Source organism: Streptomyces sp. NPDC059524, from assembly GCF_042749255.1.
GTDB lineage: Bacteria > Actinomycetota > Actinomycetes > Streptomycetales > Streptomycetaceae > Streptomyces > Streptomyces xanthii.
On sequence record NZ_JBHYTK010000103.1, the window covers coordinates 1 to 22684 of the forward strand.

The following is a 22684-nucleotide window of genomic DNA, read 5'->3' on the forward strand; positions in this document are numbered from 1 at the left end:
GGGCGGAGCCCCGTGACCGCACCTCCTCCTGCCGGAGGGGCTGTTCACCGAGTACGTACTACAGCGCAACCCCGAGCAGGGCGTCGACCGCACGGGACACCACACCGGGCGCCCCTTCGTCCGACCCACCGTCGGAGACCTGGCGCTCGACCCAGCGGTCGACCGCCGCGAGCGCCGCGGGGGCGTCCAGGTCGTTCGACAGCGCCTCGCGGATCTCGTCGACCAGCGCCTCGGCGGCGGGCCCGTCGGGACGGGACACCGCGGCGCGCCACCGGTCGAGCCGCTCCAGCGCGTCGGTCAGGACCTTGTCGGTCCACTCCCAGTCGGCCCGGTAGTGGTGGGCCAGGAGCGCCAGCCGGATCGCGGCCGGGTCGACGCCGTCGCGGCGCAGCTTGGAGACGAAGACCAGGTTGCCCCGGGACTTGGACATCTTCTCGCCGTCGAGCGCGACCATGCCGGCGTGCACGTACGCCTTGGCCATCGGGAACTCGCCGGTGAGCACCTGGGCGTGCGAGGCGCCCATCTCGTGGTGCGGGAAGGCCAGGTCGGATCCGCCGCCCTGGACGTCGAAGCCCATGCCGAGGTGGTCGAGGGCGATGGCCACGCACTCGATGTGCCAGCCGGGGCGCCCCGCGCCGAGCGAGCCGCCGTCCCAGCTGGGCTCGCCCTCGCGGGCGGCCATCCACAGCATCGGGTCGAGCGGGTTCTTCTTGCCCGGACGGTCCGGGTCGCCGCCCCGCTCGGCGGACAGCAGCCGCATGGCGGCCGCGTCCAGGTTCGAGACGGACCCGAAGTGCGGGTCGGCCTCGACGGAGAAGTAGATGTCGCCGTCGAGCTCGTAGGCGGCGCCCGCGTCACGGAGCCGCTCGACGAGCGGCACGATGCCGGGTATCGCCTCGACGGCGCCTATGTAGTGCTGCGGCGGGAGCATCCGCAGGGCGGTCATGTCCTCGCGGAACAGGGCGGTCTCGCGCTCGGCGAGGCCCTCCCAGTCGATGCCGTCGCGCACGGCCCGCTCCAGCAGGGGGTCGTCGACGTCCGTGACGTTCTGGACGTAGTGGACCTGCCGCTTGGTGTCGAGCCACACGCGCTGCACGAGGTCGAACGCGTTGTAGGTCGCCGCGTGACCCATGTGGGTCGCGTCGTACGGCGTGATGCCGCAGACGTAGATACGGGCGACGGGACCGGGGTCGAGGGTGACGAGCCCACCGGTCGCGGTGTCGTGGATCCTCAGGTCGCGGCCCTTACCAGGCAGGGCGGGGACCTCAGAAGCGGGCCAGGCATGCATGTCCTGAAGCCTAACCGGACGGTGCTTCCGCATACGAACCGGATCGGTGTGATGGCCGACAAGGCCCTCTTGCGCGCATCCCGTCCCTCGGCTATCGGTTCAGACGAGAGCGGCGCGGATCGCGTCGCTCAGCCCGAAATGACGGATCCCGTGAACCAGCCAGGCCCGCAGGGCGCACACGAAGTACGTCCAGCCCTGGGTCTGCCCGACGGCGCGCGCGGCGCCCTCGGAGCCCTCGCCCATCCGGTCCTCGGTGATGGTGATTCTTGTCGCGCCGTCCTCCTGCGCGAGCCGGATCGTCACCTCGCCCGGCCAGCGCCAGGTGATGAGGCGGTCCGCCTCGATGTCGCCGATCTCGACGTCGAACGTGGCGTCGACATGGCCGAAGCGCCACGTCACGGTGGTGCCGGGCACCATCGCGGCGGACGCCTCGGCGGTGAAGAAGCTCGACAGGCTCTCCGGGCTCACGATGGCCTCGAAGACGTCCTTGGCCGGACGCTCGATCCGGTCCTCGACAATCAGCTTGGTCATGCCCCGAACGTAGCCCGCCCCGCCGCCGCCCGCTCCCGGACCCCGCGAGCCCGCAGGTCGGCAGGCCGGACGGCCGCCTGTCAGCAGCACGCTCACGCGTACGTCAGACGGGCGGCCACGGGATCGCGGGCCAGTCGCCGCCCGGCTCACGGTGCCGTCCGGTCCTGAGCAGCTCCGCCACCCGTTCCCGTACGGCGTCGAGCTCCGCGGCGGTGATCAGGGCGCCGAGCCGGTCGGCCAGCGGCTCCCCCGCGCCCAGACGGTCACGCAGGCGCTCCAGGGCGGCCGTCGCCTCCTCGGTGAGCGGCTCGCCCGCCCAGCCCCACAGCAGGGTGCGCAGCTTGTCCTCGGCGTGGAAGGTGACGCCGTGGTCGATGCCGTAGAGCCGGCCCGTGGCGTCGAGCAGCAGGTGGCCGCCCTTGCGGTCGCCGTTGTTGATCACCGCGTCGAGCACCGCGAGGCGGCGCAGGCGCGGGTCGTCGGCGTGCACGAGCAGCGCGGTGCGGCCCTCGCCGACCTCCGCGAAGCCGATCGCCTTCCAGCCCTCGCCCGGCTCCTCGCCGTCGACGAGCGCGAGCAGCCGGCCGGCCTCCTCGGGATCCTCCGGGCCGTCGATCCACAGCTGGCACATGCCCTCGCCGTACGGTCCGTCGCGCAGCACGGTCGGCGGCACCAGGCCCCAGCCGAGCGCCTCGGAGACCTCGTAGGCGGCGACCTCGCGCTGGGCGAGCGTGCCGTCGGGGAAGTCCCACAGGGGGCGCTCGCCGCGCACCGGCTTGTAGACGCAGGCGGCCTCGCGGCCCTCGTGCGTGACGGTGCACAGCAGCACCGCGTTCGACGCCTCGCGGATCCGGCCGCGGACCTCGAGCTCGCCGCGGGTCAGGAGGTCGAGGGCGGAGAGGTCGGCGGGGGCGCTCACGCTCCGCGCCGGTATCCGTTCTGGCGCGGACATACGTGTCCCTCCGGGTCGAGCGGCAGGCTGCACAGGGGGCACGGCGGGCGGCCCGCGTTCACGACGTCCAGGGCGCGCTTGGCGAACGCGCGGGCCTGCGTGCCGGTCAGACGGACGCGGAGCATCGGCGGCCCGTTCTCCTCGTCCTGGAGAAGCCTCTCCTCGGCCTCGGCGAGGTCCTCCTCGGACTCGGCGTCCAGCTCCACGAGCGCCTGCGCCTCGACGATCATGCGCTGCTCGTCACCGTCCCAGGCGAGCGCCATCGTGCCGACGCGGAACTCCTCCTCCACCGGGGAGTCCAGCGGGGCGGTGTCCGCGATCTCGGAGGGCGCCACGGCGGGCACCGGGGCGTTGCCCCCGCTGCGCCGCACGACCTCGTCGAGCAGCTCGTCCATGCGTTCCGCGAGCGCGGCGACCTGGGTCTTCTCCAGCGCCACGCTCGTGACGCGCGTGCCTGCCGAGGCCTGCAGGAAGAAGGTGCGGCGCCCGGGGAGTCCGACCGTGCCGGCCACGAAACGCTCCGGAGGGTCGTAGAGGAACACCTGACGGGACACGTCCTGCTCTCCATGGGGATCGGGGGATCTGGGAACCGACTTGTGCCGGCGGCTGCTTCACCCTACTGCGGGCGACGATCACGGTGCGCCCGCGCCACCGCCCACGGGCGCATCCGGCCCCTGCGGCTGCTCGCGCGGGGCGAGCGAGGCGAAGTCCCCGGTGTCGCCGAGGCGTACGAGGAAGGGGCGCAGCCGGGTGTAGCGGATCGCCGTGACGGAGCAGGGCTCCACGGAGATGCGCTGGAAGAGGTCGAGGTGCAGCCCGAGGGCGTCCGCGACGAGGGACTTGATGATGTCTCCGTGCGAGCACATCAGGTACACGGCGTCGGGGCCGTGCTCGGCCTCCACGCGCGCGTTCCACTCGCGCACCGCCTCGGCGGCGCGGTGCTGCATGTGGCGCATGGACTCGCCGCCGGGGAACGCGGCGGCGGTCGGGTGCTGCTGCACGACCTGCATGAGCGGCTCGTCGGCGAGCTCGGCGAGCTTGCGGCCCGACCAGTCGCCGTAGTCGCACTCGCCGATCCGGTCGTCGGTGTGCACGCTCAGCCCGGGGCGGGCGGCGAGCAGCGGCGCGACGGTCTCCCGGCAGCGCTGCAGCGGGCTGCTGACGACCTCGGCGAGGGGCAGCTCCGCGAGGCGCGCGGGCAGCGCGGCGGCCTGCGCGGCCCCGCGCTCGTCGAGGGCCACGCCGGGGGTCCACCCGGCGAGCAGACCCGCGGTGTTGGCGGTCGAGCGTCCGTGCCGGACGAGAATCAGCGTGGGCATACGCGCCACCCTAGGCCGTGTGGAAGTGCGGGCCCGCCCCGGTCTGGGAAGAATTCTCCGCATGATCGTCGACTGCGCCATCTACCGGGACGGGCGCCGTATCGAGCGGCCCGCGGACTTCGCCGTCGCGCTGGACGAGGCGCGGGCCTCGGGCCACGCGTTCGTCTGGATCGGACTGCATGAGGCCTCCACGGAGGAGTTCGACCGGGTCAGCCACGAGTTCAGACTGCATCCGCTGGCCGTCGAGGACGCCCTCAAGGCGCATCAGCGGCCGAAGCTGGAGGTGTACGACGACTCGCTGTTCGTCGTCCTCAAGCCGGTCGTCTACGAGGCGCGCAGCGACAGGGTGTCCACGGGCGAGCTGATGATCTTCCTCGGCGACTCGTTCGTGGTGACGGTGCGGCACGGCGAGGGCGCGCCCCTGAAGGCGGTGCGCAAGCGGCTGGAGGACGATCCGGAGTTCCTGGCGCACGGCCCGACGGCGGTCCTGTACTCGATCGCCGACGCGACGGTGGACCACTATCTGGAGGTCGCGGCCGAGTTGCAGACGGACCTGGAGGAGCTGGAGGCGGAGGTCTTCTCGCCGGACGGTGGCGGCTCCCGGGACACGGCGGCGCGGATCTACACCTTCAAGCGGCAGATCCTGGAGTTCCGGCGCGCGACCGGCCCGCTGGCGATGCCGATGGCGCGCCTGTCGGGCGTGGGGCCTTGGGGCACCGCGGGCGTCCCGTTCGTCAGCGCGGACGCGCAGCCCTTCTTCCGGGACGTGAACGACCACCTGACCCGGGTCAACGAGTCGGTGGACGGCCTGGACCGGCTGGTGTCGGACATCCTGTCGGCCCACCTGGCGCAGATGAGCGTCCGGCAGAACGACGACATGCGCAAGATCTCGGCGTGGGCGGCGATGGCCGCCGTGCCCACGATGATCGCCGGGATCTACGGCATGAACTTCGACCACATGCCCGAGCTGCACTGGGTGTGGACGTACCCGGCGGTCATCGTGGTGATGGCGGTCCTCGAAGTGCTCCTGTACCGGCAGTTCAAGCGGCGCGGCTGGCTCTGACGCGCCGCCCCCGGCCCGGGGTCAGGCGAACTCGACGGAGGTGGTCGCCGGGCCGCCCAGCGCGTCACGCCGCTCGGGCATCTCCAGGGAGACCATCCGCCGCCAGCCGCCGAGGCGTTCGTACGCGTACACGGCGTGGATACCGGCGGCGAGCACGGCCGACTTGGCCTTCGACCAGCCCAGGATGCGGCCCATGTGGTCCATGACGGCGAGGCTGACGTCCCGGTAGACGGCGATCTCCGCGAGGGCGCACTCGCGCAGGATGCGCTGGATGGTGCGGCCGTGCCCCGCGTAGGCGAAGCGCAGCAGTTCCTCATGGCAGTAGGCGAGGTGGTTGTCCTCGTCATTGGAGATCATCTTCACCGCGCGGCCGATGTCCGGATGGTCGGAGAAGTGCTTGCGCAGCAGCTCCATCTGCTCGGAGGCGCGCTGTTCGGTGACCCGGCTGTGCGCGAGGTACGTGACGATGTCCTGCACGGACAGCGGCTCGTCGCGCTTGAGCTGCTCGTGGGCGAGCCCGATGCCGTGCCGCTCGAGGAGCATCGTGTAGTCGGCCTCCTCCGGTACGGGGACCGGTTGCAGGCCGCGCTTCTTCATGAGCGCGTTGAAGATGCGCCCGTGCTTGTCCTCGTCCGCGCCGTGCCGGGCGACCTTGGGGGCGAGGTCGCGCTCGCTCGCCGGGACGAGCGCCGCGATCCTGCCGTTCTCCCAGCCGCCCTGGGACTCCCCGCTGGCCGCGATGGAACAGAACAACCGGAACGACTCGTCGTCGTCGAGGATCTCCTGGAACAGACTCTTGGCCGACAGCATCGTGATACCTCCCTGCCGCTCCCTGCCTGTGCACAGGATTTCGCGCCTCGGCGCGTCCCGCGACTCGGAGTCCGCCCGGCGCGTGACCGAACGGGCCCCGGCGCGTTGTTCCCCGTGACGGCCGTGGCGGGGAAGACACCCCGAGCCCCCACCACGGCCGCAGACCTCTCCCCCGGGAACTACGCCAGACCGGCGCGCTCCAGCGCCTCCGTGCCCGCGCGCAGCGAGGCGAGGCGCTCGTCCAGCGAGAAGCCGGCCGGGGACAGCGTGAGCGTGGTGACCCCGGCCTCCGCGTAGGCGCGCATCCGGTCGGCGATCCGGTCGACGGAGCCGAGCAGGGTCGTGGAGTCGATGAGCTGCTGCGGGATCGCCGCGGCGGCGCCCTCCTTGTCGCCGGACAGGTACTTCTCCTGGACCTCGGCGGCCTCCTTCTCGTAGCCCATGCGGCAGGCGAGCTGGTTGTAGAAGTTCTGCTTGCGGCTGCCCATGCCGCCCACGTACAGGGCGGTGTAGGGGCGCAGCAGGTCGGCGAGCGAGGAGACGTCCTTGTCGTCGCCGACGGCGATCGGCACGGTCGGGCAGACGTCGAAGCCCTCCATCGTCTTGCCGGCCTTCTCGCGGCCCGCGCGCAGGTGACGGATCGCGGTGTCCTCGATGTGCTCGGCGGCCGGGAAGATCAGCAGGGCGCCGTCGGCGATCTCGCCGGTCTGCTCCAGGTTCTTCGGGCCGATCGCGGCGATGTAGAGCGGGATGTGCTCGCGCTGCGGGTGCACGGTCAGCTTGAGGGACTTGCCCGGGCCCTCGGGCAGCGGCAGGGTCCAGTGCTCGCCCTCGTAGGAGACGCGCTCGCGGCTCATCGCCTTGCGGACGATGTCGACGTACTCGCGCGTGCGGGCCAGCGGCTTGTCGAACTTGACGCCGTACCAGCCCTCGGAGACCTGCGGCCCGGAGACACCGAGACCGAGGCGGAAGCGGCCGCCGGACAGCGAGTCGAGGGTGGCGGCCGTCATCGCGGTCATCGTGGGCTGGCGGGCGGGGATCTGCATGATCGCGGAGCCGACGTCGATCCGCTCGGTCTGCGCGGCCACGTACGACAGCACGGTCACGGTGTCGGAGCCGTACGCCTCGGCCGCCCAGCAGACCGCGTAGCCGAGCTTGTCGGCCTCCTTCGCGACGGTGAGGTTGTCGGTGTCCATGCCCAGGCCCCAGTAGCCGAGGTTGATGCCGAGCTTCATTGACCACATCTCCTTAACGCCGTGCCGACGGTCGTGCCAAAGCCCTACGGTCCAGGGGCTTACCCATCGGTAACGCCCCTGGTCGGGCACCCTAGCGCGCCCGGCCGCCGCGCAGTCGTCCACAGGGGCCCCGATCCTGAGCCGGGGCCAGTAATCTCAGCGCCCATGGAGCAGAGGCATCTCGGCCGCACCGGCCTGCGCGTGTCCCGGATCGGACTCGGCACCCTCACCTGGGGCCGGGACACCGACGAGCACGACGCCGCCGACCTGTTGAAGACCTTCTGGGAGGCGGGCGGCAGCCTGGTCGACACGGCCGACGTGTACGGGGACGGGGAGTCGGAGTACCTGCTCGGGCGGCTGATCGAGGGGCTGGTGCCGCGCCAGGACCTGGTGATCTCCACGAAGGCGGGCAGCGTGCCCGATCCCGACCGGCGCTTCGACGGCTCGCGCGGCCATCTGCTCGCCGCGCTCGACGCCTCCCTGGCCCGCCTCGGCACGGACCACGTGGACCTGTGGCAGGTCCACGCCTACGATCCGGGCACGCCGCTCGACGAGACGCTCCAGGCGCTCGACATCGCCGTCGCCAGCGGGCGGGCCCGGTACGCGGGGGTGTCCAACTTCTGCGGCTGGCAGCTCGCCAAGGCGGCCACCTGGCAGCTCGCGGCGCCCGGGACCCGCACCCGGATCGCCAGTACGCAGATGGAGTACTCGCTGCTGCAGCGCGGCGTGGAGCGGGAGGTGCTGCCCGCCGCGCTCGACCTCGGCATCGGGCTGCTGCCGTCCTCGCCGCTGGGGCGCGGTGTCCTCACCGGCAAGTACCGCACGGGCACGCCCGCGGACTCGCGCGGCGGCTCGGACCACATGGCGCCGTTCGTCGCCCCGTACCTCGACGAGACGGCCCGGCACATCGTGGACGCGGTGTCCATAGCCGCCGACGGGCTCGCCACGACGCCGCTGCAGGTGGCGCTCGCCTGGATCAGGGACCGGCCCGGAGTGACCGCCCCGATCGTCGGCGCGCGCAACGCCCAGCAGCTCACGGCCGCGTTGTCAGTGGAGACGCTTAGTCTTCCTGACGAGATCTGCCAGGCGCTCGACGACGTGTCGGCGCCCGTGCACCGCTATCCCGATCAGGACTGGAGCACGTTGTGAGTACGGAGTCCGCCGCCGAGGAGACCGGCCCGGCACCGACCCCCGACACCGCGCAGGAGAGCGCGGCGGGACAGGCCCCCGGCCCCGACGACGCCGCGCAGGCGTCCGAGGGCGAGCCCGGGGGCCAGGTCGGCGGCGAGGACACCCACTTCCCTGAGCCCGACAACCGGGCGACGGACGGGGCCGAGGCGGACGCGGAGCCGTCGGAGGGCACGGCCGCGGACCAGGACGGCGGAAGCGACCCCGCCGCGAGCGGTGCGGCCGACGGCCGGGACGACGAGGATGCTCGCACGGCCGGACAGCAGGCGGCGGAGCCGGAGGGCGGCGACCAGGAGCAGCGCGGCGGCGCCGCGTCCGGGAGCACGGACGGCGAACAGGCCGACGCGCGGGCCGAGGTGGCCGCGGGGCAGGCGGCTGAGCACGAGGGCGCCGAGCAGGACGCTCCGCATGGCTCCGCGGCCGGGAGCACGGAGGACGCCCCGGCCGACGCGCGCGCCGAGACGGCCGACGGCTCCGAATCCGACGGCGACGGCGACGGCGACGGCGACGGCGACGGGCAGGCTCCGGGGGACGCGGCGACCGGTGAAGGGGCCCAGGTCTCCGAGGCCGAGGCCGAGCTCGCGGCCCAGCGGGAGTTCCGGGAGCGGATCGCTCAGCGGAAGGCCTCCAAGGAAGGGCCCATCGACGCGGGGGCCAAGCTGAGCGGCACCGCGGCCGACCTGCTCGCGGCCGTGCGGGCCGTGGAGAGCGGCGGCAAGCCCGCCTCCTCCGTGTTCACCGCACCCGCACCGGCACCGGCGCCCGAGCCCGCGCGCACGCCCGAAGCGCGCCCTGCGGCCACCTCCGCGCCGGAGCAGGGGCCGCGGCCCGGCGTTCCCGGCCCGGCCCGCGCGGTGGCCGGTCCCGGCGCGGAGGCCGTGGCCGCCGTACGGGCCGTGCTCGGCGAGGGCGGGGCGCCCGAGTCGCTCGCCGCGGCGGCCGCCGGCGCTCTGGGCGAGGGCGCCGAGGAGCGGCTGCGCGAGGATCCCTGGCAGCTGCTGCGCGTCCCCGGGGTGCGGCCCGAGCAGGCCGACGGCTTCGCGCGGGCGCTGCTCGGCGCCGAGTGCGGCCCGGACGACGAGCGGCGCGGCTGCGCGGTCGCGGTCTGGCTGCTGGAGCAGGCGGCCCTCGCGGGACACACCGCCCTGGACCTGCCGGTGCTCGCCGAGGCGCTCGGCAAGTACGCGGTGACCGACCCCGAGGCGGCGGTGCAGAGCGCGGTCGCGGAGGGCGACGCGCTCGTCCTCCAGGACCCGCTGGACGAGCCCCCGGCACAGGCGGCCGCGCCCGAGCAGGCCGAGGAGGAGGGCGAGCGCCCGGTCCGGATCCTGGTCGGCCTGGAGCGGTACGCGATGGCGGAGGAGAGCCTCGCGGACGGCCTGGCCCGACTGGTCAACGCGGGCGCGAAGGACGCGACGCCCCCGGCCGGTTGGGAGGAGGCCGCGACCCGGGCGAAGGGCTCGACTGCGGAGCTGCTCCGCGCGGTCGCCGCCCACCGCCTGGTGCTGCACACGGGCGGCGAGGCGGCCCGCGCCGAGCCGGTCGCGGTGGCGAAGGCGGCGGCCGGGCTCGGCCTGCGGGTCTGCGTCGCGGCGCACAGCGCGGACGGCCGCCGCAGAGCCGCCGAGCTGCTCGGCCCGGACGCCCCGCGCGAGGTGACCGCCACGGTCGCCGGGCTCGTCGCGCACGCGGAGGGCCCCGGCCGGGACGCGGACGGCGCGCTGGCCCTGGACCTGCTGGTGGTGCTCGACGCCCCGCAGCTGGACGTGGACGGCGCGGCGCTCCTCGTGGAGCAGCTGCCCGACGGGGCGGGGCTGCTGCTCAGCGGCGACCCCGGCACGCTGTGGTCGACGGGCCCGGGCCGGGTCTTCGCGGACCTGCTCGCGGCCGCCGTCTGCCCGCGCATCGCCTCCCGCACCCCCGACTTCGGCCCGATCGGCGAGCTGGTCTCGGGCATCGGCATCGGTGAGCTGAACGCGGTGGAGGCGCCCGGCAAGGAGGTCGTGATCGTCCCGGTGCGGGACGCGGCGGAGGCGATCCACCGTACCGTGCAGCTCGTCGCGGACTCGGTGCCGCGCGCGATCGGGGTGCCCGCCGAGCAGACGCAGGTGATCACGGTCGGCCACGGCGGCGCGGCGGGGACGCGGGCGTTGAACGCGGCGCTGAAGGAGCGGCTCAACCCGGGCCCCGGCCGCTTCGGCGGCTTCGACCCCGGGGACCGGGTGGTGCACGTGCCCGCGCCGGGCCGGATCCGCCCGGGGCGGGTGCTGGGCGCGGACGCGGAGGGCCTGCGCCTGGACTGCGACGGTGAGCCCGTGCTCGTACCGAAGGACCGCGTGGAGCAGGCCGTGCGGCACGGCTGGGCGGTCACCGGGCACCAGGCCGTGGGCCTGCGCTGGCCGGCGGCCGTGGTGGTGCTGCCCGGGGACGCGACGCAGGGGCTGACGCGCCCGTGGGTCTACACGGCGTTCGGCCGCGGCGAGCGGCACCTGTCCGTGGTGCACGGGGCGGATGCGGCGCTGCCGCGCGCCGTGGCGGAGCTCCCGGCGAAGCCCCGCACCACCCGCCTGCAGACCCTGGTCCGGGGCCAGATCCCGGCGTCCTGAGCCCGTCGCGGCCGGACGGCACGCCGCCCCCGCACCCGGTCGTCCGGGGCGGGGGCGGTGTACTGTCCGGGTCCGTCAGCGGCCGGCGTCCTCCAGGGGCCCGTCCGTGGCCGGGCGGGGGCGCGGGGGGCGCTCCCCGGCGAGTTCGTCGTCGAGCTCGTCGTCGAACACCGAGCTGACGTCGAAGCGGCAGACGACCCGCTGCGGATCGGCGTCCTCGAAGGGGGCCTCCAGCCACTCCCCCGGCTCGGCCGGCTCGTCCGCGGCCGTGACCCAGAGCGTGGCGTCGCCCTCGTCGAGCCCGAACTCCTTGTGCCGGGACGCGATCTCGTCGGGCTCGAACTCGCCGAAGAGCACGCCGAGCGCGGCGTGCACACTGCTGCCCGCCCCGTCCGCGGCCCCCTCGTCCGCGTCGGGTCCGGCGTCGAGGTCGGCGATCCGTCCTGCCTGGGCGAGCAGCCGCTGCGGCTCCACCACGGCGTAGTCGCGCCGGATCAGCACGCTCAGCGCGTTCGGTTCCTCGGGTCCGGTGTACGGCGGGAGCGAGTCGTCCCCGCCGGGGATCTCGAAGGGGGTGACCTCGTCGTAGCGGTCGTAGAGGAGTTCGTCGTACTCCTCGGCCGCGGCGGCGAGTTCGTTGAACGCCTCGTAGACGGCCGGGTCGTCCTCGCCCGACCGGCGCTCGACAGCCGCCAGGTGGCGGTCGAGCGCAGCCTTGACCGCCTCCGCGGCGGCGCGTACCTCGGCAGCGGTGGGCTGCGCAGCATCAGACATAGTGCAGACGCTATCCGTACCGGGCCGCTGCCCGCACAATAGATGCGATGCCGGAATACGAATTTGTCGACGTGTACGTGCCGCGCGGGGTGTCCCGCAAGGAGGCGACGCGTCTGCTGACGGACCATGCAGAGTACGGACACTGGGAGTTGGACCGACTGATCCTGCGCCACGACGGGAGCCGCCGCGTGCGGCTGCGCCGTCGGATCATCCGCCAGGTGCGGGCCACGTGGTGACCTGCACGACGACCTCGCGATGACCTGCACCTGACCAGTGCGGAGACAAAAACGGAGCGGGCCCGTTCTGCGGAGCCCGCTCCGTGGTCACCCGGTGGGCGGCGTCACACGCCGGCCTTGGCCCTCCGGTAGAGCACCGCGCCCGCGAGCAGCGCACCCGCGCTCGCCGCGCCCGCAGCGCCGATCGGCAGCGAGCTGCCCGTCTCGGCGAGCTGGGACTGGCCCTTGGGCGGGGTGACGGTCTGCGTCCCCGGCTTGTTGGGCTGGTCCGGGGTGCGCGGGGTGACCGGAGGCTTCTCCGGCGTGCCGGGGTGGTGCGGCGTGACCGGCGGCTCGGTCGGCGGCGTGACCGGCGGCGGGGTGGACTCCCCGTTCGCGCAGTCGTTGCCCCCGGCCGGGTTGCCGATGCCGATCACGTCGACGGTGTTGCCGCACGCGTTGACCGGGAGGTCGATCGGCAGCTGCACGTTGTTGCCCGAGCCGACGCCCGGCGAGTCACTGGTGTGCCCGCCCGCGTGGGAGCCGCCGCCGGACGACGAGGAGCCGCCGTACGAGTCGTCGCCGCTCCCGTCGTCGTCGGAGGCGTCGGAGGTGTTGGCGCAGCTGTTGCCGGCCGCCGGGTTGAGCAGCCCGATGACGTCGATGGTGTTCCCGCACACGTTCACCGGGACGTGCACCGGAGCCTGGACGGAGTTGCCGGACGCCACACCGGGCGAATCGGACGCGGTGCCGGTGGCACCGGCGTCGGCGTACGCGATCCCGCCCGTCACGGCGAGCGCGCCGGACGCGGCCGCCACGGTGATCAGGCCTTTGCGCATGACCTGTCGCATAGCTTTCCCTGCCTTAGAACTCTGCTGAACGCCTCATGGAAGGCGCTGGAGAGGCACGGGGGCGGTCGTGCGTCCCGTGCCGAATACCCAATCGGCCCCGGAGCGCATGGCGCGCACTCCGGGGCCGACGGACTCAGACCCTCAAGGGGTGGGGCACAACAACGTCAGTTGTTGACGCAGGTGTTGCCGAAGGCGGGGTTGAGCAGCCCGATCACGTTCACGGTGTTGCCACAGAGGTTCACCGGGACGTGGACCGGCACCTGGATGACGTTGCCCGAGAGCACACCGGGGGACTTCACGGCGGCACCCTGAGCACCGGCGTCGGCAGCGGCGATGCCCGCACCCGCGAGCACGAGGCCACCAGTGGCAGCCGCAGCAGCGACGACCTTCTTGATCATTGTTCCTCCTTGTTGGCAAAGACAGTCCCAGCCGCGGACTGCACTCCCTGTAACGAGGAGGGGCCATTGGGGCTACGAGCCACCGGTGTCATTCACTCGTTCCGGTCAGTCACGTACACCTGGACGAATGTCAGGAGGCGTCGATGAACCGGTCCAGGACGCGGACGCCGAACTTCAGGCCGTCCACCGGAACGCGCTCGTCCACGCCGTGGAACATGCCGGCGAAGTCCAGCTCGGGCGGCAGCTGCAGCGGCGCGAAGCCGAAGTTGCGGATGCCGAGCTCCACGAAGGACTTGGCGTCGGTGCCGCCGGAGAGCGTGTACGGGATCGCCTTGCCGATCGGGTCCTCGGCGGCGATCGAGGACTTCATGGCCTCGACGAGCGCGCCGTCGAAGTCGGTCTCGACGGCCTTGTCCGCGTGCACGTCCTCGCGCTTGACGTTCGGTCCGAGGATCCGGTCGAGGTCGGCGAGGAACTCGTCCTCGTAGCCGGGCAGGAAGCGTCCGTCGACGTGTGCGGTGGCCTCGCCGGGGATCACGTTCACCTTGTAACCGGCGCCCAGCTGCGTGGGGTTGGCGGTGTTGCTGAAGGTGGCGCCGATCAGCTTGGCGATGCCGCCGAGCTTGGCGACGGTCGTCTCCATGTCCTCGGGGTCGAGCTCCACGCCGTACGCGTCGCCGAGCTCGTCGAGGAAGTGGCGCAGGGTCTTGGTGACCCGGATCGGGAACCTGTGCCGGCCGAGCCGGGCGACCGCCTCGGACAGCTCGGTGATCGCGTTGTCCCGGTGGATCATGGAGCCGTGCCCGGCGGTGCCGGCCACGGTGAGCTTCATCCAGTGCATGCCCTTCTCGGCGGTCTGCACCAGGTAGAGCCGCCGCTGCTCGTTCACCGTGAACGAGAAGCCGCCGACCTCGCTGATCGCCTCCGTGACCCCGTCGAAGAGGTCCCGGTGGTTGTCGACGAGATGGCGGGCGCCCCAGGTGCCGCCGGCCTCCTCGTCGGCGAGGAAGGCGAGGACGATGTCGCGCGGGGGCTTGCGGCCGGTGCGCAGGCGGTCGCGGACGACCGCGAGGGTCATCGCGTCCATGTCCTTCATGTCGACGGCCCCGCGGCCCCAGACGCAGCCGTCGGCGACCTCGCCGGAGAACGGGTGGTGCGTCCAGTCCGCCGCGTTGGCCGGGACGACGTCGGTGTGGCCGTGGATGAGGAGCGCGGGCCGCGACGGGTCCTCGCCCTCGATCCGGGCCACGGTGGAGGCACGGCCGGGGTGCGACTCGAAGATCTTCGGTTCGAGGCCGACCTCGGCGAGCTTCTCGGCGACGTACTCGGCGGCCTTGCGTTCGCCCGGCCCCGAGTGGTCGCCGTAGTTGCTGGTGTCGATCTGGATCAGTTCGCGGCAGAGGTCCACGACCTCGTCCTGTCCGGAGACGGCCCTGCCCGCGCTCGACTCGCTCACGCTTGTTCCTCTCTCCCTGTGGTCCCCCTCATCCTCTCTCCCCCGCTCCCCCGGCCCAAGGGCGGGCGGCCCTCGTCACGTGCCGTTCACACGGCCCACCTGCGGAAAGGGGGTGTGATCGAAGCACTCCGAAACCCTGGTAATGTTCTCTGTGTCGCCGCGGGAAACACCCCGCAGAAAGCGACAGACACCTTGTCCGGGTGGCGGAATGGCAGACGCGCTAGCTTGAGGTGCTAGTGCCCTTTATCGGGCGTGGGGGTTCAAGTCCCCCCTCGGACACCACGGAAGGACCAGACATCGTCTGGTCCTTCTTGCGTTGGGCCTTCTCGCGCCGGGCCGCGCGCAGTTGCGACAGCGAGAGCAGGACGTAGAGCAGGGCGCCGGTGAGCGGCAGGGCGTGCCACAGGTGGTCGCCGAGGCCGAGTCCGAGGATCAGGTTGACGCCGAGTCCGCCCGCGAAGGCCCACAGCGCACGGTGGTTGACGGCGGCGACGGCGGCCTCGGAGAGGTCGTAACGGCCGCGCCGCAGCAGGAAGTAGTCGGCGACCAGGATGCCCGGGATCAGTGGGATCGCGTATCCGAGGTAGCCGAGGTACGTGAGGAAGGCGTCCAGGATGCCGGCGGTCAGGCCGTAGTAGGCGAGGCCGCAGGCCAGGACGCCGCAGATCACGTTGACGGTGATGCGTGGCAGGTCGGCCGCGGTGCGTCCGGCGAGGCTGGCGGCGTACATGTTGTTGACCTCGTGCGGGAAGCCCTGCACGAAGATCGCGAAGGTGGCGAGGGCGCCGACGCCGACCGCGCCGAAGGCCGCGCCCATGTCGGCCTGTCCGACGCCGAGTCCGAGCATGATGCCGAGCAGGTTGAAGCCGAAGTTGCCGACCATGAACTCGGCGACGGTGGTGGTCCAGACGGTGGCGCGGGACCTGCCGAAGCGGGTGATGTCGGGGGTGACGGTCGCGCCGGTCATCCACTTGTTGACCCCGAGGGCGAACAGGGCGAGCGCGGTGGCCTCGCCGGCGCGGGCCGGTTCGGCGTTCACGACGGCGCCGAGGCCGCCCGCGTGCCTTACGGCGGCGACGACGGCGACGATCACGGTGACCAGCATGAGGGGCACGCTGATGCGGCCGACCCAGGTCAGGCCCTTGCCGAAGCCGACGATGGACAGGGCGGTGTAGACGGCGCTGAGCACGACGCAGTAGAGGAGGCCGAGCCAGGGGTCCTTGCCGCCGGGCAGGACGCCGGCCGTGATGCCCGTGCTGTAGCCGACGAAGCCCGCCGACAGGAGGGCGATCACCAGGGAGGGCAGCCTGCTGCCGCCTCGGCCGAACGCGGCCTTGAGGCCGAGGGCGGTGGTGATCCGTTCGCGCTGGCCGATCAGGCCGCACAGGATCGAGACCGCGCTGACCACGACGGACGAGCCGACGGCGATCGCGAGGCCGGTCCAGAACGGGAAGAAGAGGCCGAGCGACATGCCGTAGAGGAGGTCGGTCGCCGAGACGGTGAAGCCCATGCGGACGAGGGTGATGGACAGGGTGGACCGGGTCTGGTCCGCGGGCAGCCGGTCGGCGGCGAAGTCCTCGGTGGCCTCGGCGGCGCGGCGGGCGCGGGCCCGGGCGTCGGAGGCGGGGTCGTCGGTGTGCATCACGGACACCTCTCGGGTGGATCGGCGTACGGGTGTCCCGTGATGCTCGCCGCCCGGCCCCGGCCGGACACTGGCAGCGGCTGCCAGTGCTGGGCCGCCGCGCTGGCACCGCGCGCCAGCCCGGAACGCCGTGCGCCCCGCCGGCGTGATGCCGACGGGGCGCGGGGAGCGGGCGGGAGTTACTTCTTCTCGACCGCGTGGCCGCCGAACTGGTTGCGCAGGGCGGCGATCATCTTCATCTGCGGGGAGTCGTCCTGGCGGGACGAGAAGCGGGCGAAGAGGGAGGCCGTGATCGCGGGCAGCGGCACCGCGTGGTCGATGGCCGCCTCGACGGTCCAGCGGCCCTCGCCGGAGTCGGCCGCGAAGCCGCGCAGCTTGTCCAGGTGCTCGTCGTCGTCCAGGGCGTTGACCGCGAGGTCGAGCAGCCAGGAGCGGATGACGGTGCCTTCCTGCCAGGAGCGGAAGACCTCGCGCACGTCGGTCACCGAGTCGGCGGCCTCGAGCAGCTCCCAGCCCTCGGCGTAGGCCTGCATCATGGCGTACTCGATGCCGTTGTGGACCATCTTGGAGAAGTGGCCCGCGCCGACCTTGCCGGCGTGGACGTAGCCGAAGTCGCCTTCGGGCTTGAGGGCGTCGAAGACCGGCTTGACCTTGGCGACGTTCTCGTCGGAGCCGCCGACCATCAGGGCGTAGCCGTTCTCCAGGCCCCAGACGCCGCCGGAGACGCCCGCGTCGACGAAGCCGATGCCCTTGGCCGCCAGTTCCTCGGCGTGCTTCTCGTCGTCCGTCCAGCGGGAGTTGCCGCCGTCGACGACGAGGTCGCCCTCGGACAGGAGGTCCTTCAGCTCGTCGACGGTGGACTGGGTGGCGGCGCCCGCGGGGACCATCACCCAGACCACGCGCGGGGCTTCGAGCTTGTCGACGAGTTCGGCGAGGGAGGCGACGTCGGAGATCTCCGGGTTGCGGTCGTAGCCGATGACGTCGTGGCCGGCGCGGCGGATGCGCTCGCGCATGTTGCCGCCCATCTTGCCGAGACCGATGAGACCGAGCTGCATGTCAGTTCACTTACCTTCAGTGCGGCCGCGCAGGGCGCGGTACGTGTCGACGAGGGACTGGGTGGAGGCGTCGAGGCCGGGGACCCGCGCGCCTTCGGTGAGGGCGGGTTCGACGCGCTTGGCGAGGACCTTGCCGAGTTCGACGCCCCACTGGTCGAAGGAGTCGATGTTCCAGACCGCGCCCTGGACGAACACCTTCTGCTCGTAGAGGGCGATGAGCTGGCCGAGGACCGAGGGGGTCAGCTCGGTGGCGAGGATCGTCGTGGTCGGGTGGTTGCCCTGGAACGTGCGGTGGGCGACCTGCTCCTCGGCGACGCCTTCGTCGCGGACCTCGTCGGCGGTCTTGCCGAAGGCGAGGGCCTGGCCCTGCGCGAACAGGTTGGCCATCAGCAGGTCGTGCTGGGCCGCCAGTCCGGAGCCGAGCTCCTCGACGGGCTTCGCGAAGCCGATGAGGTCGGCGGGGATCAGCTTCGTTCCCTGGTGGATCAGCTGGTAGTAGGCGTGCTGGCCGTTGGTGCCGGGCGTGCCCCAGACCACCGGGCCGGTCTGCCAGTCCACGGCCTCGCCGTCGCGCTGCACCGACTTGCCGTTCGACTCCATGTCGAGCTGCTGGAGGTACGCGGTGAACTTGGACAGGTAGTGGCTGTACGGGAGGACCGCGTGCGACTGGGCGCCGTGGAAGTTGCCGTACCAGATGCCGAGCAGGCCCAGGATCAGCGGGGCGTTGGCCTCGGGCGGGGCGGTGCGGAAGTGCTCGTCGACGAGGTGGAAGCCGTCGAGCATCTCGCGGAAGCGCTCCGGGCCGATCGCGATCATCAGGGAGAGGCCGATGGCGGAGTCGTACGAGTAGCGTCCGCCGACCCAGTCCCAGAACTCGAACATGTTGGCCGTGTCGATGCCGAACTCGGCGACCTTCTCCGCGTTCGTCGACAGGGCGACGAAGTGCTTCGCGACGGCTTCCTGGCCGGCGCCGAGCCCCTTCAGGAGCCAGTCGCGGGCGGAGGTCGCGTTCGTGATCGTCTCGATGGTGGTGAAGGTCTTCGAGGCGATGACGAACAGCGTCTCGGCCGGGTCGAGGTCGCGGACGGCCTCGTGGAGGTCGGCGCCGTCCACGTTCGAGACGAAACGGAACGTCAGGTCGCGGTCGGTGTACGGGCGCAGCGCCTCGTAGGCCATGGCGGGGCCGAGGTCGGAGCCGCCGATGCCGACGTTGACGACGTTCCTGATGCGCTTGCCGGTGTGGCCGGTCCAGGCGCCGGAGCGGACCTGGTCGGCGAAGGCGGCCATCTGGTCGAGGACGGCGTGCACCTGCGGCACGACGTTCTCGCCGTCGACCTCGATCACGGCGTCGGCCGGGGCGCGCAGGGCCGTGTGCAGGACGGCGCGGTCCTCGGTGGTGTTGATCTTCTCGCCGCGGAACATGGCGTCGCGCTGTCCGAAGACGTCGGTGGCGGCGGCCAGTTCACGCAGGAGGGCGAGGGTCTCGTCCGTGATCAGGTGCTTGGAGTAGTCGATGTGCAGGTCGCCGACGCGCAGCGTGTAGCGGTCGGCGCGCTCGGGGTCGGCGGCGAACAGCTCGCGCAGATGGGTGCCGTCGGTCTTGGCGCGGTGGTCCTCCAGGGCGGTCCACTGCGGGCGGCGCGTCAGCGGGGTGGTCGGGTCAGGCATGTTGAACGGACTCCTTGGAGTCGGAGGTGCCGGTGCCGGCCTGGAGCGCGACGGCGTACATCTCGTCGGCGTCGAGGCGGCGGAGCTCTTCGGCGATCAGCTCGGCGGTGGTGCGGACCTTCAGGGCGAGGGTGCGCTCGGGCTGGCCGGGCAGGGTGAGGGTGGCGAGGGGGCCGTCGGGGCGGTCGATGCGGATCTCTCCGTTCGCCGTGCCGAGCCGGACCGCGGTGACCACAGGGCCGGCGCTGACGACGCGCTCGACCGGGACGCCGAGCCGGGCGCCGAGCCAGCGGGCCAGGAGCTCGGCGCTGGGGTTGCCGGCCTCCGACTCGACGGCGGCCGAGGTCACCTCGACGCGGGCCTGGTCGAGGGCGGCGGCGAGCATGGAGCGCCACGGGGTGAGCCGGGTCCAGGCCAGGTCGGTGTCGCCGGGCGTGTAGGACACGGCGCGCCGGTCGAGGGCGTCGAGGGCGTCCGCGTCGGCGTACAGGTCGGTGATGCGGCGGGCGGCGAGGGCGCCGAGCGGGTCCTTGGCGGGCTCGTCGGGCGCGTCGACCGGCCACCAGACGACCACCGGGGCGTCGGGCAGCAGCAGCGGCAGGACGACGGAGGCGGCGTGGTGGCTCACCTCGCCGTACAGGCGCAGGATCACGGTCTCGCCGGTGCCGGCGTCGGACCCGACCCGCACCTCGGCGTCGAGCCGGGTGCCCTGGCGGTCCCGCGGGGTGCGGGCCGTGCGCTTGATGACGACGAGGGTGCGCGAGGGGTGCTCGCGGGAGGCCTCCTCGGCGGCCTTGACCGCGTCGTAGGCGTTCTCCTCGTCGGTGACGATGACCATCGTGAGCACCATGCCCACGGCCGGGGTGCCGATGGCCCGGCGCCCCTGTACGAGCGCCTTGTTGATCTTGCTTGCCGTGGTGTCGGTCAGGTCGATCTTCATGGCCTGCGCCAGCTCCGTCCGTCTCGTGCGAGCATCTCGTCGGCTTCCACCGGGCCCCAGCTGCCGGAGGCGTACCGGGCCGGACGGCCGTGGGTGTCCCAGTGCTCCTCGACGGGGTCGAGGATCCGCCAGGACTCCTCCACCTCCTCCGTGCGCGGGAAGAGGTTGGCGTCGCCCAGCAGTACGTCCAGGATCAGCCGCTCGTACGCTTCCGGGCTGGACTCGGTGAACGACTCGCCGTAGGCGAAGTCCATCGAGACGTCCCGGATCTCCATCGAGGTGCCCGGAACCTTGGATCCGAAGCGTACGGTCATGCCCTCGTCGGGCTGGACGCGGATGACGATGGCGTTCTGGCCGAGCTCCTCGGTGGCGGTGGAGTCGAACGGGGAGTGCGGGGCGCGCTGGAAGACGACCGCGATCTCGGTGACGCGGCGGCCCAGGCGCTTGCCGGTGCGCAGGTAGAACGGGACGCCCGCCCAGCGGCGGTTGTCGATCTCCAGCTTCACGGCGGCGTAGGTGTCGGTCTTCGACTTGGGGTCGATGCCCTCTTCCTCGAGGTAGCCCTTGACCTTCTCGCCGCCCTGCCAGCCGCCCGCGTACTGGGCGCGCACGGTGGAGCGCTCCAGGTCGGCGGGGACGCGGACGGACTTGAGGACCTTGAGCTTCTCGTTGACGAGCGACTCGGCGTCGAAGGACGCGGGCTCCTCCATGGCGGTGAGGGCCATGAGCTGGAGGAGGTGGTTCTGGATGACGTCGCGGGCGGCGCCGATGCCGTCGTAGTAGCCGGCGCGGCCGCCGATGCCGATGTCCTCGGCCATCGTGATCTGCACGTGGTCGACGTAACTCCGGTTCCAGATGGGCTCGTACATCTGGTTGGCGAAGCGGAGCGCCAGGATGTTCTGGACGGTCTCCTTGCCGAGGTAGTGGTCGATGCGGAAGACCTGCTCGGGCGCGAAGACGTCGTGGACGATCGCGTTCAGCTCGCGGGCCGAGGCGATGTCGTGGCCGAACGGCTTCTCGATGACGGCGCGGCGCCAGGACCCCTCGGGGGCGTCGGCGAGGCCGTGCTTCTTGAGCTGCTGGACGACCTTGGGGAAGAACTTCGGCGGGACCGACAGGTAGAAGGCGTAGTTGCCGCTGGTGCCGCGCTTCTCGTCGAGCTCGTCGACGGCGGCGCGCAGCTGCTTGAACGCGGTGTCGTCGTCGAAGTCGCCGGGGATGAAGCGCATGCCCTCGGCGAGCTGGGCCCAGACCTCCTCACGGAAGGGGGTACGGGCGTGCTCCTTGACCGAGTCGTGGACGACCTGGGCGAAGTCCTGGTCCTCCCACTCGCGGCGGGCGAAGCCGAGGAGCGAGAAGCCCGGGGGCAGCAGACCGCGGTTGGCGAGGTCGTAGACGGCCGGCATGAGCTTCTTGCGGGAGAGGTCGCCGGTGACGCCGAAGATGACGAGCCCGGAGGGGCCCGCGACGCGCGGCAGACGGCGGTCGCGGGGGTCCCTCAGGGGGTTGAGCCAGGCGGAGGCGCTCACTTGGCCTGCGCCTCCTCGCCGGCGAGGCGGGCGGAGACGGTGCCGAGCAGGTCGGTCCAGGCGATCTCGAACTTGGCGACGCCCTCGTCCTCGAGCTGCTGGACGACCTCGTCGTAGGAGATGCCGAGGGCCTCGACGGCGGCGAGGTCGGCGCGGGCCTGCTCGTAGCCGCCGGTGACGGTGTCGCCGGTGATCTCGCCGTGGTCGGCGGTGGCGTTCAGGGTGCCCTCGGGCATGGTGTTGACGGTGCCGGGGGCGACGAGCTCGTCGACGTACAGGGTGTCCTTGTACGCGGGGTCCTTGACGCCGGTGGAGGCCCACAGGGGGCGCTGCTTGTTGGCGCCGGCGGCCTCCAGTTCGGTGGCGCGCTCGGAGGCGAAGACCTGCTCGTAGGCCTCGTAGGCGAGCCGCGCGTTGGCGAGGGCGGCCTTGCCCTTCAGCGCCTTGGCCTCGTCGGTGCCGGCCTTGTCGAGGCGCTTGTCGATCTCGGCGTCGACGCGCGAGACGAAGAAGGACGCGACGGAGTGGATCGTGGCGAGGTCGATGCCGCGGGCACGGGCCTTCTCCAGGCCGGCCAGGTAGGCGTCCATGACGGCCTTGTAGCGGTCCAGGGAGAAGATCAGCGTGACGTTGACGCTGATGCCGAGGCCGATGACCTCGGTGATGGCCGGCAGGCCCGCGAGGGTCGCCGGGATCTTGATCATGACGTTGGGGCGGTCGACGAGCCAGGCGAGCTGCTTGGCCTCGGCGACGGTGGCCTCGGTCTCGTGGGCCAGGCGCGGGTCGACCTCGATGGAGACGCGGCCGTCGCGGCCCTGGGTGGTCTCGTAGACGGGGCGCAGGATGTCGGCGGCGGCGCGGACGTCGGCCGTGGTCATCATGCGGACGGCCTCGTCGACGGTGACCTTGCGGACCGCGAGGTCGGCGAGCTGCTCCTCGTAGCCCTCGCCGGAGCCGATGGCGCCCTGGAAGATCGAGGGGTTCGTGGTGACGCCGACGACGTGGCTGTTCTCGACAAGCTCCGCGAGGTTGCCGGACTCGATGCGCTTGCGGGAGAGGTCGTCCAGCCAGATGGAGACGCCCGCGTCGGAGAGGGACTTGAGGGGGGCCACGGTGCTGCTCATGTTCTTCTTCATCTTCTTTCGAGTGCTATGACGCGTACGG

General features: G+C 72.3%; 20 protein-coding genes, 1 tRNA gene and 1 pseudogene. 5 read left to right on the top strand and 17 right to left on the bottom strand.

Annotated elements, in window-relative coordinates:
- Positions 1 to 58: 58 nt before the first annotated feature.
- The 5 genes from mshC to ACFW9D_RS25590 form a co-directional block, all read right to left on the bottom strand.
- A complete protein-coding gene (gene mshC, locus ACFW9D_RS25570) occupies positions 59 to 1288 on the bottom strand; it encodes a cysteine--1-D-myo-inosityl 2-amino-2-deoxy-alpha-D-glucopyranoside ligase (RefSeq protein WP_384625244.1) in 1230 nt (409 codons plus the stop codon).
- Between the two features lie 99 nt (positions 1289 to 1387).
- The gene (locus ACFW9D_RS25575; protein ID WP_188339857.1) at positions 1388 to 1819 is read right to left on the bottom strand and encodes an SRPBCC domain-containing protein; all 432 of its coding nucleotides are present in this window, start codon (positions 1817 to 1819) and stop codon (positions 1388 to 1390) included.
- A 103-nt stretch (positions 1820 to 1922) separates the two neighbouring features.
- Positions 1923 to 2771 carry an SCO1664 family protein gene (locus ACFW9D_RS25580; protein ID WP_384625248.1) on the bottom strand — a complete coding sequence of 283 codons (849 nt, stop codon included), beginning with the start codon at positions 2769 to 2771 and terminating at the stop codon, positions 1923 to 1925.
- Positions 2735 to 3325 carry a DUF3090 domain-containing protein gene (locus tag ACFW9D_RS25585; RefSeq protein WP_188339855.1) on the bottom strand — a complete coding sequence of 197 codons (591 nt, stop codon included), beginning with the start codon at positions 3323 to 3325 and terminating at the stop codon, positions 2735 to 2737. Before ACFW9D_RS25585 ends, ACFW9D_RS25580 begins: the two co-directional genes overlap by 37 nt.
- Before the next feature lie 78 nt (positions 3326 to 3403).
- Positions 3404 to 4090, bottom strand: coding sequence for a histidine phosphatase family protein (locus ACFW9D_RS25590; protein WP_188339854.1), 687 nt, complete (start codon positions 4088 to 4090; stop codon positions 3404 to 3406).
- 61 nt (positions 4091 to 4151) lie between these two features.
- Between ACFW9D_RS25590 and corA the strand changes: the two genes are divergently transcribed.
- Positions 4152 to 5153, top strand: coding sequence for a magnesium/cobalt transporter CorA (corA, locus tag ACFW9D_RS25595; protein ID WP_188339853.1), 1002 nt, complete (start codon positions 4152 to 4154; stop codon positions 5151 to 5153).
- Between the two features lie 21 nt (positions 5154 to 5174).
- Here the strand turns inward: corA and ACFW9D_RS25600 are convergent, their stop codons facing one another.
- Both ACFW9D_RS25600 and ACFW9D_RS25605 read right to left on the bottom strand, forming a co-directional pair.
- Entirely contained in the window at positions 5175 to 5963 is a 789-nt protein-coding gene (locus ACFW9D_RS25600; protein ID WP_384625251.1) for a ferritin-like domain-containing protein, read from the bottom strand.
- Positions 5964 to 6142: 179 nt separating this feature from the next.
- Positions 6143 to 7198 carry an LLM class F420-dependent oxidoreductase gene (locus ACFW9D_RS25605; RefSeq protein WP_384625254.1) on the bottom strand — a complete coding sequence of 352 codons (1056 nt, stop codon included), beginning with the start codon at positions 7196 to 7198 and terminating at the stop codon, positions 6143 to 6145.
- Between the two features lie 165 nt (positions 7199 to 7363).
- Between ACFW9D_RS25605 and ACFW9D_RS25610 the strand changes: the two genes are divergently transcribed.
- Both ACFW9D_RS25610 and ACFW9D_RS25615 read left to right on the top strand, forming a co-directional pair.
- Positions 7364 to 8347 carry an aldo/keto reductase gene (locus tag ACFW9D_RS25610; protein WP_188339850.1) on the top strand — a complete coding sequence of 328 codons (984 nt, stop codon included), beginning with the start codon at positions 7364 to 7366 and terminating at the stop codon, positions 8345 to 8347.
- Positions 8344 to 10992 (top strand): helix-hairpin-helix domain-containing protein, encoded by a 2649-nt coding sequence (locus tag ACFW9D_RS25615; RefSeq protein WP_384625257.1) that lies wholly within the window; start codon positions 8344 to 8346, stop codon positions 10990 to 10992. The genes ACFW9D_RS25610 and ACFW9D_RS25615 overlap by 4 nt, the downstream gene beginning before the upstream one ends.
- A 75-nt stretch (positions 10993 to 11067) precedes the next feature.
- Here ACFW9D_RS25615 and ACFW9D_RS25620 read toward each other — a convergent pair whose 3' ends face one another.
- Entirely contained in the window at positions 11068 to 11766 is a 699-nt protein-coding gene (locus tag ACFW9D_RS25620) for a hypothetical protein (protein WP_384625260.1), read from the bottom strand.
- A gap of 47 nt (positions 11767 to 11813) precedes the next feature.
- On the opposite strand from ACFW9D_RS25620, the gene ACFW9D_RS25625 reads away from it, so the two are divergent.
- Positions 11814 to 12002, top strand: a complete 189-nt coding sequence (locus tag ACFW9D_RS25625) for a DUF5703 family protein (RefSeq protein WP_188339847.1) — start codon at positions 11814 to 11816, stop codon at positions 12000 to 12002.
- Positions 12003 to 12106: 104 nt separating this feature from the next.
- Here the strand turns inward: ACFW9D_RS25625 and ACFW9D_RS25630 are convergent, their stop codons facing one another.
- The 3 genes from ACFW9D_RS25630 to ACFW9D_RS25640 form a co-directional block, all read right to left on the bottom strand.
- The gene (locus ACFW9D_RS25630; RefSeq protein ID WP_188339846.1) at positions 12107 to 12832 is read right to left on the bottom strand and encodes a chaplin; all 726 of its coding nucleotides are present in this window, start codon (positions 12830 to 12832) and stop codon (positions 12107 to 12109) included.
- A 164-nt stretch (positions 12833 to 12996) separates the two neighbouring features.
- Positions 12997 to 13230 (bottom strand): chaplin ChpH, encoded by a 234-nt coding sequence (gene chpH, locus ACFW9D_RS25635; protein ID WP_188339845.1) that lies wholly within the window; start codon positions 13228 to 13230, stop codon positions 12997 to 12999.
- 130 nt (positions 13231 to 13360) lie between these two features.
- Positions 13361 to 14686, bottom strand: coding sequence for a M20/M25/M40 family metallo-hydrolase (locus ACFW9D_RS25640; RefSeq protein ID WP_188339844.1), 1326 nt, complete (start codon positions 14684 to 14686; stop codon positions 13361 to 13363).
- Positions 14687 to 14880: 194 nt separating this feature from the next.
- Here ACFW9D_RS25640 and ACFW9D_RS25645 point away from each other — a divergent pair.
- A tRNA-Leu gene (locus ACFW9D_RS25645) sits at positions 14881 to 14968 on the top strand.
- Between the two features lie 205 nt (positions 14969 to 15173).
- On the opposite strand, the pseudogene ACFW9D_RS25650 reads toward ACFW9D_RS25645, so the two are convergent.
- The 6 genes and pseudogenes from ACFW9D_RS25650 to tal all read right to left on the bottom strand — a co-directional run.
- A pseudogene (locus tag ACFW9D_RS25650) lies at positions 15174 to 16328 on the bottom strand (purine-cytosine permease family protein); the annotation flags it as partial.
- A 179-nt stretch (positions 16329 to 16507) separates the two neighbouring features.
- The gene (gene gnd, locus ACFW9D_RS25655) at positions 16508 to 17383 is read right to left on the bottom strand and encodes a phosphogluconate dehydrogenase (NAD(+)-dependent, decarboxylating) (RefSeq protein WP_188339843.1); all 876 of its coding nucleotides are present in this window, start codon (positions 17381 to 17383) and stop codon (positions 16508 to 16510) included.
- A gap of 6 nt (positions 17384 to 17389) precedes the next feature.
- Positions 17390 to 19051, bottom strand: a complete 1662-nt coding sequence (pgi, locus tag ACFW9D_RS25660) for a glucose-6-phosphate isomerase (RefSeq protein ID WP_384625264.1) — start codon at positions 19049 to 19051, stop codon at positions 17390 to 17392.
- Entirely contained in the window at positions 19044 to 19991 is a 948-nt protein-coding gene (opcA, locus tag ACFW9D_RS25665; RefSeq protein WP_188339841.1) for a glucose-6-phosphate dehydrogenase assembly protein OpcA, read from the bottom strand. The genes pgi and opcA overlap by 8 nt, the downstream gene beginning before the upstream one ends.
- On the bottom strand, positions 19988 to 21520 hold the full coding sequence (zwf, locus tag ACFW9D_RS25670; RefSeq protein WP_188339840.1) for a glucose-6-phosphate dehydrogenase: 1533 nt from the start codon (positions 21518 to 21520) through the stop codon (positions 19988 to 19990). The genes opcA and zwf overlap by 4 nt, the downstream gene beginning before the upstream one ends.
- Positions 21517 to 22644, bottom strand: a complete 1128-nt coding sequence (gene tal, locus ACFW9D_RS25675) for a transaldolase (RefSeq protein ID WP_384625268.1) — start codon at positions 22642 to 22644, stop codon at positions 21517 to 21519. The genes zwf and tal overlap by 4 nt, the downstream gene beginning before the upstream one ends.
- Positions 22645 to 22684: the final 40 nt, after the last annotated feature.